Annotated in this window: 10 protein-coding genes, 1 tRNA gene and 3 pseudogenes; all 14 read left to right on the top strand. The window is 64.3% G+C overall.

What is annotated here, in order from left to right; all coding sequences use genetic code 11:
• Positions 1–29: 29 nt before the first annotated feature.
• The 14 genes and pseudogenes from HRU71_09900 to HRU71_09835 all read left to right on the top strand — a co-directional run bounded on the left by HRU71_09900 (position 30) and on the right by HRU71_09835 (position 15,037).
• Entirely contained in the window at positions 30–416 is a 387-nt protein-coding gene (locus HRU71_09900) for a response regulator (protein ID QOJ03772.1), read from the top strand.
• Positions 417–435: 19 nt separating this feature from the next.
• On the top strand, positions 436–2,277 hold the full coding sequence (locus tag HRU71_09895) for an HD domain-containing protein (protein QOJ03771.1): 1,842 nt from the start codon (positions 436–438) through the stop codon (positions 2,275–2,277).
• Positions 2,278–2,282: 5 nt separating this feature from the next.
• Positions 2,283–2,618 carry an STAS domain-containing protein gene (locus HRU71_09890; GenBank protein QOJ03770.1) on the top strand — a complete coding sequence of 112 codons (336 nt, stop codon included), beginning with the start codon at positions 2,283–2,285 and terminating at the stop codon, positions 2,616–2,618.
• Between the two features lie 66 nt (positions 2,619–2,684).
• Positions 2,685–4,403, top strand: a complete 1,719-nt coding sequence (gene tadA, locus HRU71_09885) for a Flp pilus assembly complex ATPase component TadA (protein QOJ03769.1) — start codon at positions 2,685–2,687, stop codon at positions 4,401–4,403.
• A gap of 19 nt (positions 4,404–4,422) precedes the next feature.
• Positions 4,423–5,577, top strand: coding sequence for a PilT/PilU family type 4a pilus ATPase (locus HRU71_09880; protein ID QOJ03768.1), 1,155 nt, complete (start codon positions 4,423–4,425; stop codon positions 5,575–5,577).
• Between the two features lie 89 nt (positions 5,578–5,666).
• The gene (locus tag HRU71_09875; GenBank protein QOJ03767.1) at positions 5,667–7,007 is read left to right on the top strand and encodes a type II secretion system F family protein; all 1,341 of its coding nucleotides are present in this window, start codon (positions 5,667–5,669) and stop codon (positions 7,005–7,007) included.
• Between the two features lie 233 nt (positions 7,008–7,240).
• Complete coding sequence (locus tag HRU71_09870; protein QOJ03766.1) at positions 7,241–8,647, top strand: class II fumarate hydratase; 1,407 nt, start codon at positions 7,241–7,243, stop codon at positions 8,645–8,647.
• Positions 8,648–8,738: 91 nt separating this feature from the next.
• Positions 8,739–8,833, top strand: a tRNA-Sec gene (locus tag HRU71_09865).
• A 182-nt stretch (positions 8,834–9,015) separates the two neighbouring features.
• Positions 9,016–9,768, top strand: a pseudogene (locus tag HRU71_09860) (class I tRNA ligase family protein).
• 576 nt (positions 9,769–10,344) lie between these two features.
• Positions 10,345–11,061 (top strand): annotated as a pseudogene (locus HRU71_09855) (class I tRNA ligase family protein).
• Between the two features lie 197 nt (positions 11,062–11,258).
• Positions 11,259–11,867: pseudogene (locus HRU71_09850) on the top strand (class I tRNA ligase family protein).
• Positions 11,868–12,060: 193 nt separating this feature from the next.
• The gene (locus HRU71_09845; protein ID QOJ03765.1) at positions 12,061–12,747 is read left to right on the top strand and encodes a class I tRNA ligase family protein; all 687 of its coding nucleotides are present in this window, start codon (positions 12,061–12,063) and stop codon (positions 12,745–12,747) included.
• A 419-nt stretch (positions 12,748–13,166) separates the two neighbouring features.
• The gene (locus HRU71_09840) at positions 13,167–13,574 is read left to right on the top strand and encodes a bifunctional nuclease family protein (GenBank protein QOJ03764.1); all 408 of its coding nucleotides are present in this window, start codon (positions 13,167–13,169) and stop codon (positions 13,572–13,574) included.
• A gap of 59 nt (positions 13,575–13,633) precedes the next feature.
• Positions 13,634–15,037 (top strand): hypothetical protein, encoded by a 1,404-nt coding sequence (locus HRU71_09835; GenBank protein ID QOJ03763.1) that lies wholly within the window; start codon positions 13,634–13,636, stop codon positions 15,035–15,037.
• Positions 15,038–15,065: the final 28 nt, after the last annotated feature.

Here is a 15,065-nt window from a genome sequence, read left to right as displayed (position 1 = left end):
GCGGCCGACGACGTTTTGGGGGATCTGACATGGCAGCGAAGATTCTGGTATGCGACGACGAGCCGCACATTGTGCACGTGGTGGCCGCCAAGCTGCGCGGCGCGGGATTTGAAGTGCTCACTGCGGCCGACGGGCAGGAAGGACTGGAACTTGCCCGCGAGGCACACCCGGACCTGATCTTTACCGACTACCAGATGCCCAGCTTGAGCGGGCTTGAGCTGTGCGCCCGACTTCGTGCCGATCCGGCGACGCGCGATATCCCGGCGGTCATGCTTAGCGCGCGAGGCTTCTCGATCGTCGATGAAGACCTGACCCATACGAACATCCGCAAGGTATTGCCGAAGCCTTTCAGCCCGCGCGAGGTGTTGGCCATCGCGCGCGAGCTGCTCGAGGGCGCGGCGGCCGGCGCCCGCTAACCGTTGAGGAGCGCGTTCGATGCAAACGGAATCCGGACCCCTCCATTCGCCCGAGCACATTGGGCGACTGCCGACGCCGGTGGTGGAACACCCCCTGGCCGCGGAGCGCTTTCGCGAATTGTGCAACGCGTGGCAGGCCGTGGGCATCCCGCTGTGGCAGTTCGACGTCGAGGGGCGTTGCACCGATCACCCCGAGCACCCGACCGGCTTCTGGAAGCACCTGATGGGAACACCGGAGTCGATGCTGCGGCTCGGCCATGCGGCGCGCGATCGGCTCACGACGACGCAGCACGCGTATGAGCCGTTTCCCGGCGTGGTGCAGGTCATTCACGCACCGGTTCGTCTATCGCGGAAGATCATCGGCGTCGTCATCGGGCTGGCCCGCTGCCAAGGCAGCGACGAAGCGCTGGCCCGGGTTTGCCAACAGGTTCAGCTCGATCAGCAAGCGGTGCGCCACCTCGCGCAGGATATCCCCGCGCGCGATGCCACAGCCGTCAAACATTTCGCTCACTTGCTGCGCACCGAGGTCGCGCGCATCTGCGAGCTGGACGAACAACGCGCCGCGATTCAATCGCTCACCGGCAATCTCGAATCCACCTACGAGGAACTGAACCTCGTCTATCACATCAGCGAGGAAATGGCGCTGCCGCAGAATCCGATTCTGCTTCTCGGACGCGTCGGGCCGCAGATTCTGGAGGTCTCGCGCGCCGCCTCGCTCGCCTTCGTGCTGACGCCGCAGGACCTGCGACCGGGCGCTCCCGCCGCGCCCGCTGAAGAGCGCATCGTGCGCGTCGGCATGCGTAATCTCCCTGACAACGTCCTCGACCGGCTCGCCGAACTCGCAGGGGGCGAATCCGCCCGCGCGGTCGGGCACGTCCTGCTCAACAATGTGAAGAGCCGCGGGGAAGTGCAGTTCGCGCACGGGCACGCCGAGCACATCGTCGCGATGCCGCTCCGCCAGGGCGGCCGATTTCTCGGTGCGATGATGGCGATTGACTGCCGCGACGGCGGCGACTTCACGTCCATCGACGTGCAACTGCTTCGCGCCGTGGCCGATCGCATCGCGTCGTTTCTTGAGAATCAGCGCCTGTATGACGACCTCGCCGACCTCTTCATGGGCATGTTGCACTCGCTGGTGAACAGCGTGGACGCCAAGGATCCGTACACCTGCGGCCACTCCGAGCGCGTCGCGTACATCAGCCGGTGCCTCGCGCAGGCGGCCGGGTTGTCCGCCTATGCCTGCGACCGCATCTATCTCGCCGGCCTGCTGCACGACGTGGGGAAGATCGGCGTGCCGGATGCGATTCTGACCAAGCCCGGAAAATTGACGGATGAAGAGTTCACGGTGCTCAAGCGCCATCCGCAGATCGGCGCGCACATCGTCGAACACGTGCGGCAGATTCACGACCTGATCCCCGGCGTGCTGCATCACCACGAGCGCATGGACGGGCGAGGCTATCCCGGCGGGCTGGTCGGGGAAGAGATCCCCCTGCTGGGCCGGATCATCTGCCTGGCGGACTGCTTCGACGCGATGACGACCAATCGTACGTATCGCTCGGCCCTTCCGGTGAAAGCCGCCATCGCGGAGATCCGGCGCTGCGCGGGAACGCAGTTTGACCCGCACCTGGCCGAGGTTTTCATCCGTCTGGATCTCGAAGATGTGTTCGTGCAGACGCGCAAGTTCGCCGGGTTCGATCCGGCATTTGGCCAGAGCGGTGCGTTGAAAGCGATGACCGGACACCTGGGCGTCGCCCCGCCGCGCGATGCCGTTTGCTGGGCCCAGGCGAAGCGACCATCCGCTCACCGTGACACGCCGGCGATGGGAACCCACGCAGTGGATTCGCCGCGCGGGAAGGAGTAACGCGCATGCCTTCGACCGTCAGCAAATACGGCAACGTTTCGATCATCACCGTGAAGGACGAGCTGATCGGGGACGAAGTCGAGCCATTTACTTCGCAGGCGCGCAAGTGCATGGCCGAATCCGGTTACCAGGTGGTGATTGACGGCTCCACGATGACGGGGCTGGACAGCGCCGCGCTGGAAGCGCTCGTCGGGCTCCAGAATGAGTGCGAGGAGCACCTGGGTGCGGTGAAGTTCTGCGCGTTGAGCAGCACGTGTGACAAAATCCTGGAGATCACGCGCTTGGCGCGGCGCTTCGAGCGATTCGCGGACCTCGAATCCGCCGTCAAAAGCTTCCAGTGAGCGCAGAGCGCGGGAATGCCGACTCGACGTCAGCGATGAACGCAACCGGGAACTGATGGAAATGCAATGAACGCCGCCACGACGCAGACGCGAAACCGCCGACACCTGGGGCAGATCCTGCTCGCGCGGGGAATCCTCACCCAGGAGCAGATCGACCGCGCCATCGAGGAACAGAAGCAGCGCGATCATCGCCAATTGCTCGGCGAACTGTTCATCGAGCTGGGCTACGCGACCGAGGACCAGGTGGTCGAAGCGCTGGCCGAGGCATACGGCGTACCCTATGCCAAGCTGACCCCGCGCCTGGCGGATCCAAAGGTCATCGACCTCGTCCCGCGCGAGTTCCTCGAAAAGCACTCCGTCCTGCCGCTTTTCAAGGTCCACGGCGTGCTGACCGTCGCTATGAGCGAGCCGTCCAACGTCTTCCTCGTTGAGGAACTCGGACGCATGACGACGTGCCAGGTGCAGGTGGTCGCCGTGTCCAACGCCGACATCCAGGCGATCCTCGGCCAGTACGTCAAGGCCGCCAACGTCTTCGTCATCGACGACATCATCGAGGACGTCTCGACTGACGCGTTCGAGCTGATTGAGACGAAAGTCGATGACATCACCAACCTCGAAGGCATGGCCGGCGACTCGCCGGTCATCAAGCTGGTGAACTTTCTCGTGTACTCCGCCGTGAAGGAAGGCGCGAGCGACATTCACATCGAACCCGACGAAAACTGCCTGCGAATCCGAAACCGCGTGGACGGCGTGCTCTACGAAAAGCTCACCCCGCCTCACCAGCTCATGGCCCCCGTCGTCTCACGCATCAAGATCATGGCCGGACTGGACATTGCCGAGCGCCGGCTTCCCCAGGACGGCGGCATTCACGTCCTCATGGAAGGCCGCCCGATCGATCTGCGCGTCTCAACGCTGCCGAACATGTACGGCGAAAAAGTCGTCATTCGCATCATCGACAACGCGAAGGCGATGATCAATCTGGAGACGCTCGGATTCTCCATCGACATGCTCAAGGCCTTTCGCGCGCAGCTCGCCCATCCGCACGGGTTGGTGCTGGTCACCGGCCCGACCGGCAGCGGCAAAAGCACGACGCTTTACGCGGCGCTCCAGGAAATCAACTCTCCCCAACGCAACGTCTGCACCGTCGAGGACCCCATCGAGTACAACCTGCGACGCGTCAACCAGTTCCAGGTCAACGAAAAGATCGGACTGAAATTCGCCACCGTTCTCCGCGCCCTCCTCCGACAAGACCCCGACGTCATCATGGTCGGAGAAGTCCGCGACGAGGACACCGCTCGAACCGCCGTTCAGGCCGCCCTCACCGGCCACATGGTTCTCACAACGCTTCATACCAACGACGCCGTGTCCGCCGTCACGCGCCTGCACAACATCGGCGTCGAGTCGTACCTCATCGCCGCCGCCGTCGACGCCGTACTTGCGCAGCGCCTGATCCGAAAAATCTGTCCCCATTGCAAAGTTGCCGCCAAGCCGACGCCGGGCCAGATGCTCGCGCTGGACAAAGCCGGCCTCACCGCCGAAGTCCTGTACAAAGGCAAGGGCTGCGCCAAGTGCCACGGCACGGGCTACCTCGGTCGCATCGGTATTTACGAATTGTTCATCCCCGATGACGCCGTCCGACAGGCCATCTCCGACGAAATGCCGCTCCAGGAGCTGCGCAAACTCGCCCTCCACAGCACCATGACCACGCTCTTCACCGACGGCATGGCCAAGGCGAAATCCGGAATCACAACAATCGAAGAGGTGCATCGTGTGTGCGCAGCATGACGGAAATGAAGAATGGAGCATGGAAGACAGGATCGGCCGCGGCTCCAAAGCGGCCATCGCCCGAACCGAGTGCGCTCCATTCTCAACGCTTCATTCTGCAGGGCTTGCCGAGCTTCTCGCCGCAGCGGCGCGGCGAGGCGCCAGCGATCTCATCCTCGTGGCCGGCGCGCCGCCAACGATCCATCGCCAAGGGCAGTGGCTGCCGCTCGGCGACGCGCCGCTCACCGGTGCGCGCATCGCGGAGATCCTGCTGCCGGTGCTAAACGACGAACAGCGCGACCGCCTCGAACAGACGCGCGATCTGGATCTGGGTCTTTCACTCCCGGGGCTGTCCCGACAACGCGTCAACATTCATTACCAGCGCGGGTCGCTCGCCGCCGCCCTCCGCGCGATACCCTCCGTCGTGCCGCCCTTTGAGTCCCTCAACCTCCCCGAACACGTCCTGTCGTTCGCCGATTATCCCCATGGCCTGATTCTCGTCACCGGCGGCACCGGCCAGGGCAAGAGCACGACGCTGGCCTCGTTGGTCAACCACATCAACCGTTCGCGCGCCGCCCACGTCATCACCATCGAAGACCCGATGGAATTCGAATTCGCACACGACGCGGCCATCATCGAGCAGCGCGAAATCGGCGACGACAGCCCGACCTTCGCCTCGGCCCTGCGCCACGCCCTCCGCCAGCGGCCCGACGTGATTCTCATCGGCGAAATGCGCGATCTGGAGACCATCTCCACCGCGCTGACCGCCGCTGAAACCGGTCACCTCGTCATGGCCAGTCTTCACACCGCGACGGCCGCGCAGACCATTGCGCGGATCATCGACGTGTTTCCCGCGGCGCAACAGGCACAGGTCCGCGTGCAGCTTGCCGCGACGATTCGCGCGATTGTATGCCAGCGACTGGTCAAGGATGTGCTGAACGATGCACTCGTCCCGGCGTGCGAAATTCTCATCGGGACGACGGCGATCCGCCGCGCCATCCGCGAAAACGAAGCGCACCTGATCTACTCGATGATCGAAACGGGACGACGGCAAGGCATGAACACACTGGAACAGGCGCTGGTGGAACTCGTGCGCAGCGGTCGCGTTCGCGCCCAGGAGGCCCTCGCGACGACAACCGACGTGGTGCGATTGGAAAAGTTGCTGGGGATGAACCATGAGACGAATGGAGAATGAAGCCTTGAGATGGCAGAACGGCTGACGCCGGCTCGGCTGCACCCGCGCAACCCGGATACCTTTCACCTTGCCACATTCAGGATGCATGCATGGCCACCTTTACCTACACCGCCCGCGACTCCGCCGGCCGAAGCGTCACCGGCGAGATCAACGCCGCCTCGCAGACGGATGCCGCGCGCCTGATTCGCGCGGACGGCAAATTTGTCGTGAAGATTCAGCTCGGACCGGCCCACAAGCTGTCTCGACCGACGGCCGAACCTGCCGGTAACGCTGCCCCGGCGATGGATACGCTCCGCCCGGCGACCGCATCCAAAATCAAGACACCGGTGTCCATCGTGAAGTCGTCCGGTCCCAGGCCAACCGCCGCCGGTCCTCGCCCGCTCGTCGCAGGCAACAAATTCAAGCCCGACGACGTGATCTTCTTCACCAATCAGCTCGCGGTCATGGTTGAGACTGGCGTCTCACTGGCCGACGCCCTCGAAGCCTGCGAGCACGAGGGCAACTCGCCCCGTTTCGCCCGCGCTCTGGCCGCCGTGATCGAATCCGTCCGCGGCGGCAGCGAGTTCTCCGCCGCCCTGGCCGAACACCCGAAAGTCTTCGGCGCGCTCTACGTCAGCCTCATCAAGGCATCCGAGGCGTCGGGCATGATGGCGCAGATGCTCCGCCGCATGGCGACGCACCTCGAAAACCAGCGCGACATGAAGAAAAAACTCAAGGGCGCCATCACTTACCCCCTCGTGATGTTCACCTTCGCCATCGGCGTCACGGTGTTCATGGTGACGTTCGTCCTGCCCAAGTTCACCGCCATTTACGCCGGGCGAGAAGACAAGCTGCCCTTCATCACACGCGCGCTGCTTTCGCTTAGCGACTTCGTCACGGCCTACGGCTTATATCTGCTCGGTGCCGTCATCGCGGCGGGCGTGAGCGCGTTCCTTTACCTCCGCACGCCCGGCGGCGGCGCGGCGTTCGAGACGCTGCGATTAAAACTCCCGCTTGTCGGGCCGATGTTCCACAAGACCTACCTCACGCGCAGCCTGCGCACGCTCGGCACCATGCTGCAATCCGGCGTCTCGATGCTCGAAGGCATCGAGCTGACCGCCAGGTCTTGCGGCAGCCGCCACTACGAAACGATGTGGCGCACGGTCTATTCCCGCCTGGAAACCGGCCAGCAACTCACCGACGCCCTGGGCGATCAACGCGACATCCCCAAGGCCATCAACAAGATGCTCGGCGCCGGCGAGCGCGGCGGACAGCTCGGCGCCGTCATGGAACGCGTCGCCAACTTCTGCGAGGCCGAGCTGAACATCGCCATCAAGACCCTTACCGGCCTGCTCGAACCCGCCATCATCATGTTCCTCGGAGTCGTCGTCGGCGGACTCGTCCTGGCGCTGCTCCTGCCGATCTTCACGATCAGCAAGGCCATGCATTGAACATGCCGAAGTGCGAAGTACGAGAGATACCGGCGGCGCAGGTCTGACACTCGATTGCACACGTACTCCAAGGCCGTCCCTGCGGGGTTTCGATCGCACGCGCAGTCGGCGCCATCGTCTCGATCACCATTCGCGCTTCTCACACCCGTATTTGCCGCTCCCCCCGCCGCGCCGCTACGATCCCCGTGATACGCGCCGTGTCGCGCAATAAAACCACACCAGGAGCGAGCACCATGGCCGCCGAATTCCGCACCGAGAAAGACTCCATGGGCACGATGCAGGTGCCCGCTGACGCCCTTTACGGCGCGTCCACCCAGCGCGCCGTCGAGAACTTCCCCATCTCCGGATACGTCTTCACCCGGCCCTACATCCGCGCGCTGGGACTCATCAAGCTCGCCGCCGCCGAGGCCAATGCCCTGTTCGGCACGGTCCCCAAGGACAAGTGCGAGGCCATCATCAAGGCCGCGCAGGAAGTCATCGACGGCAAGCTCGATCGCCACTTCGTCATCGACATCTTCCAGACCGGTTCGGCCACCAGCACCAACATGAACGCCAACGAGGTCATCGCCCATCGCGCGATGCAGCTCGTCGCCGGCGCGAAGATTCACCCGAACGACCACGTCAACCAGTCACAAAGCTCCAACGACGTCATCCCGACCGCCATGCACGTCGCCGCCTGCGAAACACTGCGAAACGATTTCATCCCCGCACTGGAACATCTCGCCGACGCTCTGGATGAGAAGGCCCGCGCCTGGGACAACATCGTCAAGATCGGCCGCACCCACCTGCAAGACGCCACCCCGATCCGGCTCGGCCAGGAATTCTCCGGCTACGCGGCGCAGGCACGCCTCGGCGCGATGCGATGCCAGAAGGCCATTCGCGCCCTGCGCGAGCTGCCGATCGGCGGTACGGCCGTCGGCACCGGCATCAACACGCCGAAGGGGTTCGGGGCGGCCGTCGCCGAGCGGCTGGCGAGCAAGACCGGCATCGATTTCGTGGAAGCGGCGAATCACTTCGAGGCGCAACACGCGAAGGACGGTTTCGTCGAAGCGTCGGGCCTGCTGAAGACGGTCGCAATCAGCCTCGGCAAGATTGCCAACGACATTCGCTTTCTCGGCAGCGGGCCGCGCTGCGGCATCGGCGAGTTGAAGCTCCCCGCCACGCAACCGGGCAGCAGCATCATGCCGGGCAAGGTCAACCCCGTGATGTGCGAGATGCTGATGCAGGCCTGTTCGCACGCGATCGGGTCGGATGCGGCGGTGACGCACGCGGCGGCGACGCTGGGCAACTTCGACCTGCACGTGGGCATGCCGGTGATGGCGCACAATTTTCTCGAAGCGACGCGCATCCTGTCCAACGCCGTGCGCGTGTTCACCGATCGCTGCATCGCCGGACTGGAGGCCGATCAGCAGCGCGCCGAGCAACTCGTGGAGCAGAGCCTTGCGATGTGCACGTCGCTCGCGCCGGTGATCGGTTATGACAACGCGGCGGCACTCGCTAAAAAGGCCTACGAGACCGGCAAGACCGTGCGGCAGGTGGCGCTGGAGCAGAACGTGCTGCCGGCTGACCAGTTGAACAAACTGCTCGATCCGCGTGCGATGACCGAACCGGGCGCCTCGGCCGGCCCGGCGGGAGGATAAAGCAAAATAGCGAATTAAGCATCGCGATGTGCGAACGGTGTGTTCCCTGCGCCCATTTCGCGATACGCCGTGCGCGCAGGATCCTTCTCTGGGGAGCGTCCGGGTGCCTGGTGGCCCTCGCGGCCTTCAAAGCCGTTGCGGCGCTGCATCGCAGCGCCGGGTGGGTTCGATTCCCATCCGCTCCCGTGCAACGAACCGGTCGCTTCCGGCCTCGCTGCGTCAGATCGCAACCGAGGAACACGTTCGAAGCTTCGGTACCGCACAGGCCTGTCACCCGCGACGCGTTACCCCGCTTGCGATCTGCTTCCACGAACCGGATAATGTCGCGTTCTGAACAGGATGACTCGCGTTAGAGTAACTCTAAATTCATGGCCAAATCCGACTCCAAAGCCTACGACTCCGCCGCCGTCGAAGCGCGCATCTTTCAGCGCTGGTTCGATGGCGGCCACTTTCACCCGACCCCTGACGCTCGCGGACCGGAACGCCGCTTCAGCATGGTGATCCCACCACCCAACGTCACCGGTGCTTTGCACCTGGGTCACGCGCTGAACAACACGTTGCAGGACATTCTCATCCGACGTCACCGCATGGCCGGCGACAACACCTTCTGGCTCGTCGGCACCGATCACGCCGGCATCGCCACGCAGGCGACCGTCGAAAAAACAATCCGCAAAGAGGAAGGCAAGAGCCGACACGACCTCGGCCGCGAGGAGATGGTCCGCCGGATATGGGAATGGAAGAAAAAATACGGCAGTCGTATTGTCGAGCAGCTCAAGCTCATGGGCTGCTCCTGCGACTACCAGCGCGAGCGGTTCACGCTGGACGAAGGCTGCGCCGCCGCCGTGCGCGAGACGTTCTTCAAACTCTTCCGCGACGGCCTCATCTATCGCGGCAAGCGCCTGGTGAACTGGGACACGCAGTTGCAGACCGCCGTCGCCGATGACGAGGTTTATCACGAGACGGTGAAGGGGCATTTCTATCATTTCAAGTATCCGATCATCCCGGTCTCAAATAATGTGGCACCGGCGTCCCCGCCGGTGGATGAGCCGCAGTTCGTCCACATCGCCACCACGCGCCCCGAAACGATGCTGGGCGATACGGCCGTCGCGGTGCATCCCGAACCCGACGCGGCGATGGAAGTCGCCGAGACGCAGTTGCAGGTGAAGCTGCGCGAGGCGAGCGCCAAAGAGCGGCCGGAGATCGAGGCGAAGCTGGCGGACATCGCCGAGCGCAAGCGCACGCTGCTTCCGACGCTGCTGACGCTGCGTGACATGGCGAAGGCAGGGCGAATGATCCTGCTGCCGTTGGTGAATCGCGAGATTCCGCTGATCTGCGACGAGTGGGCCGATCCGACGCTGGGCAGCGGCTGCGTGAAGATCACGCCGGGGCACGATGCGAACGACTACGCCGTGTGGGAGCGGTCGCAGCAGAATGCTGACGCCGCGCGGCGGCTGGCGATCATCAACATCATGACGGCCGACGGAAAGGTGAATGAACACGGCGGCAAGTACGCAGGCCAGAAGTTCGCCGACGCGCGGAGACGGATCGTGGAGGATTTGCAGAACTGGACCGATCCAAAAACCGGGCAGGTGCACAATCTCGTGGAGAAGGTTGAAGATCGGCAGATTGATCTGGCGCACAGCGACCGGAGCAATCAGCCGATCGAGCCTTATTTGAGCGATCAGTGGTTCGTGAAGATGGGCGATCTGACGGCGGAGGAAGCATCGCGCGTCCAGACGCCGTTCCTGCGCGAATACATGGAACGCGCCGCCAAGGAGCCGATTGCACAAGCAATCGATGGCACCAAGGAGCCGCGGGCTTCAGCCCGCGCGCGCCCTAATTCAGGAGCGGACGATTCACGCGCATTCGATCAGCCGCGCGGGCTGAAGCCCGCGGCTCATTACGATGGAGAATCTCCGTCGTTGTTTCCCGGATTGGCGCAGATGGCCATCGACGCGATTTGCAAGAATGACGCGCACTACGATGATCCGGCCGCTCGCGCGAATTGCGACAAGGTGCATATTTTCCCGCGGCGGTATGAGAAAACCTACACCGACTGGCTCAGCGCCAAGCGCGACTGGTGCATCAGCCGACAACTCTGGTGGGGGCACCGGATTCCGGTATGGCGCGGCGTCGAGAAATACCCCGCCATAGGCTCGGTAGCGGTGGTCGTGTCGAAATTGCAGATTGACGAACTTGAGAAACTCTCATGTGACTACGACATCAAATGGTATGAAGAGGAATTCAGGCCGGACGGTTCACCGATGTTTCGTGCGTGCTATGTCTGCCTGCGCAAGGAGCCGACAGGAGATGACAGAGCGTTACTGACTAATTTTAGCTTCATTGAAGACCCTGACGTGCTGGACACGTGGTTCAGTTCGGCGTTGTGGCCGCACTCGACGATGGGCTGGCCCGCGGGAACGTCGTCGCACGGAGACGACCAACGAGCCGCAAACCCCAACGAGCCGCGGGCTTCAGCCCGCGCGGCGCCGATGCGGCGAGTGAACGCGGCGATCCCGATCCAACGGCCGCGCGGGCTGAAGCCCGCGGCTCGTTGGATTCGCGCGGCTCTTTGGAGAACACCGGCGGCTCTTTGGCACTCATCGACTACTACTACCCCACGTCGGTGCTTTCCACCGCGCGGGAGATCATCACGCTCTGGGTGGCCCGCATGGTCATCACCGGACTGTACAACACCGGCAAAGTCCCCTTTCGCGACGTGGTCATCCACCCCGTCATTCAGGACGGCCAAGGCCGCAAAATGTCTAAATCTCTCGGCAACGGCGTGGACCCCGTCGACATCATCGACGAATACGGCGCCGACGCCCTGCGCTTCACGCTGGCCGAGCTGGCCACCGAGACGCAGGACATCCGCATGCCGGTGCAGAAGAAGAAACTGCCCGACGGGCGCGAGATCAACATCAGCGAGAAGTTCGAGAAAGGCCGCAACTTCTGCAACAAGCTCTGGCAGGCGGCAACGGGCTACGTGCTGCGAAATCTCGACGGCTACGACCCGCGCCCGCTTGATCCGATGTCGCTGCGATTGGAGGATCGCTGGATTCTCTCGCGGCTCACCACGGCGCAGCAGGCGGTCGACGAGGCGCTGACGCGCTATCGTTTCGCCGACGCGGTCGGCACGCTGTATCGCTTCATGTGGGACGAGTATTGCAGTTGGTACATTGAGATGACCAAATCGCGGCTCCAGGGCGGCGATTCGCGCGGTGAAGCATCATGCGTCGTTCCACGAGCCGCGAACCCCCAACGAGCCGCGGGCTTCTGCCCGCGCGGCGCCGACGCGGCGAGTGAACGCGGCGATCCCGATCCAACGGCCGCGCGGGCTGAAGCCCGCGGCTCTTTAGAATCGTGCGGCTCGTTGGACAACGCGCGCGGCGAGGCCCAGCAGATTCTCGCCTTTGCCTCTCGACCAGTTGCTTCGGCTGTTGCACCCCGTTGTGCCGTATGTGACCGAAGCCGTGTGGCAGGAGCTGAACGCCGTCGCTCCGTGCCGCGGGCTGCGCGAGATCGCCGACGTCGCAGCGACCCAACCCGACCTGATCGCCGCCGCATGGCCAACGGTGGATCTGGCGCTGCGCGACGAATCGGTCGAGCGCGAGATGGAAGTCCTCCACAACATCATCCGCAGCGCACGGGACATTCGCGCGTCGGTGAACGATTACCGTGGCAAGGCGAAGCAACCTTCGATGCGCACGTTGCCTGCAATTGCGATTCGAGCCGACGCGGCAACCTGCAAACTGATCGAAACCTATCGCGCGTTCATCCTGCCGCTGGCCGGGTGCGACACGCTCACAGCCGCACCGGACGCACCGAAGCCGCGCGGCGCGATGGGCCGCGTGATGGGGGCCTTGCAGGTGTACGCGCCGGTGGCGGACCTGATCGATCTCGCGGAGGTTCGCAAGACCGACGAAGCAAGGCTGGCGGAGTTGAAGAAGTCCATGGCGCGCGACGCGGGCAAACTGGCCAGCGTCGACTTTGTGCGGAACGCCAAGCCCGAGGTCGTCGAGCAGGCCCGTCAGCGCATGACGGAGCTGGGCGCCCAGATCTTCGCACTGGAGGAACATCTCAAGGAATTGGGCAGCTAGCGAGGAATTCAACGAGCCGCGGGCAACGAACGAGCCGCGGGCTTCAGCCCGCGCGGCGCCGACGCGGCGAGTGAACGCGCGCGCATTTGACGATCAACGAGCCGCGGGCTTCAGCCCGCGCGCGCCGACGCGGCGAGTGAACGCGGCGCATTTGACGATCAACGAGCCGCGGGCTTCAGCCCGCGCGCGCGCCCGACGCGGCGAGTGAACGCGGCGATCCCGATCCAACGGCCGCGCGGGCTGAAGCCCGCGGCTCTTTGAATCGTGCGGCTCGTTGGACGATGCCTGCGGATTATGGGATCGGAATCACCGTGCCTTACTCCTTGTCGCCGCACGATTTCCCGCGACAATTCACAGCCCATTGTCAGCCGCGCGCCCGCGCTATACCCTTCCGCGCTGTCGAATCTTGGAGGCGTTGGATGGACGTCCGCATGGACCTGTCCCGAATCGTGATTCAGGACACCAGCGATCAACAGGTGATCTTTCTCCGCGAGCGCGACGGGGAGCGCGAGTTCCCCATCGTCATCGGCGACAACGAAGCCTACGCCATCGATCGGCGGCTCAAGGGTCTCAAGAAGGCGCGACCGATGACGCACGACCTGCTCGCCGACGTCATCGAGCGCATGGGCGGCGAGCTGGAGAAGATCATCATCAACGACTTGAAGAATCACACGTTCTACGCAAAGCTGGTCATCCGGTCGAACGGAGAGATCATCGAAGTGGATTCCCGTCCGTCGGACGCCCTGGCCCTGGGCGTGGCCGCCGCCCCCGAGCCGACGCCGATCTACGTCAGTGAACACGTGCTGCGCGAGGTGCTGGGCCAGTAGTCCTGTGGTTCGCCCGCGCCGGCATACAGATATTTGTCGTAATGGATGGTGATAACCTCATGAGCGATCAGACCCAATCGACGGATCGACTGGCCTCGCTTCTCAAATCCGCCTTGGCCCAAAGGCCCGCTACGGGCGAACCTGCCATCACCAAGGCCCCTGGCGTGATCGACGTCATGGGCGGCATCGGCGAAGACAGCGGCTCGCTAGTTATTACCTCGACTGCCGGCGTCTCCTTCACCGTCGCCCTGTGGGCCACCGCCGAACCGAACCTCGCCGTTCGCTTCTGCTCCGAGGGCGGCGAAGCCACGCCGCGAGACTTCGTTCTCCCCCTCGACGGCCTCCTTTCGACCGCACCCGAAGCGATCATCTCCGACACCCAAAACGCATCCGCCGAATGGGCGGCGCCGGTTCTGCTCGCCATTCGCCACGCCATCGCCCACGGCGGTTTCGCCCGGCCGGCCGGCGGGTTCGCCGCGCTGGTGCTCACCGATTTTCCGCCCGATGCGGACCTGGGGCGTCACGCCGCGCTGTCGACCGCCGTCATCGACGCATTCTGCCGCCTGTTGGCCGCGCCACACGAACGGTTGGAGAAGGCAGCGCTTGCCGCCGACGCCGTGCTGGCGCTCACCGGCATTCCCGCGCAGCGCATCGCGCTGACCGCGCTGGCCGGTCCGGCCGACGGCTCGCTGTTGCAGATTCAGTTTCACCCGCAACCCAAGCTGGACCCGCTGCCGCTGCCGCCGTGCATCGCCGTTGCCGCCGCGCGCACGTTCCTGACGCGCCCGACCACGCCCGAGCGGCTCATCGAAACCCGCGCGTGCACCGCGATGAGCCAGTTGCTCATCGCCGAATTGCAGCGCGCCGACGGCGTCGCCACGCCGGCTCATCGGCTCGCCGCGATTGACCCGACCGAATACGTCGAGCGGTTTCGAGATCGACTGCCGTCGAAAATGACCGGTCGCGCCTTCCTTGAGAAGTTCGGCGAGCTGCGCGGCGTCAACGGTTGCGTCGTGCCGGCCGATACCTACAAAGTCCGCTCGCGCGCCGAGCATCACATTTACGAAAACCGCCGCGTCCACGATTTCGCATCGCTCATCACGCGCGCCAAGCGAACGAACTCGAGCGAAGCCCTTGCCGCGGCCGGCGGGCTGATGTACGCCTCGCACTGGTCCTACAGCCAGCGATGCGGCATCGGCGGCGTCGAAACCGACCGGCTCGTCTCGGCCATTCGCAAGCAGGGCGCGGCCGTCGGCCTTTTTGGCGCGAAGGTCACCGGCGGCGGTCACGGCGGCGAAGTGGTCGTCCTCAAACGGGCCGACGACACCGCGCGCAGCGCGCTGGCAACCGCCGTTCGCGAGGCCCAGGCCGCTTCCAACCGCACGATCCACACCTTCCGTGGCGCGCTGCCGGGGGCGGAGTTCTTCAACCCCGCGCCAACCGCCGCGCTCGTCGGCGCATAATCACTTATTACTCGCTCTGGGTTGGCCA

Source organism: Planctomycetia bacterium, assembly GCA_015200345.1.
In the GTDB taxonomy this organism is placed as follows: Bacteria; Planctomycetota; Phycisphaerae; order UBA1845; family UTPLA1; genus PLA3.
Note: the sequence above shows the minus strand (reverse complement) of the source record. Positions and strands in the feature narration are given on the sequence as shown.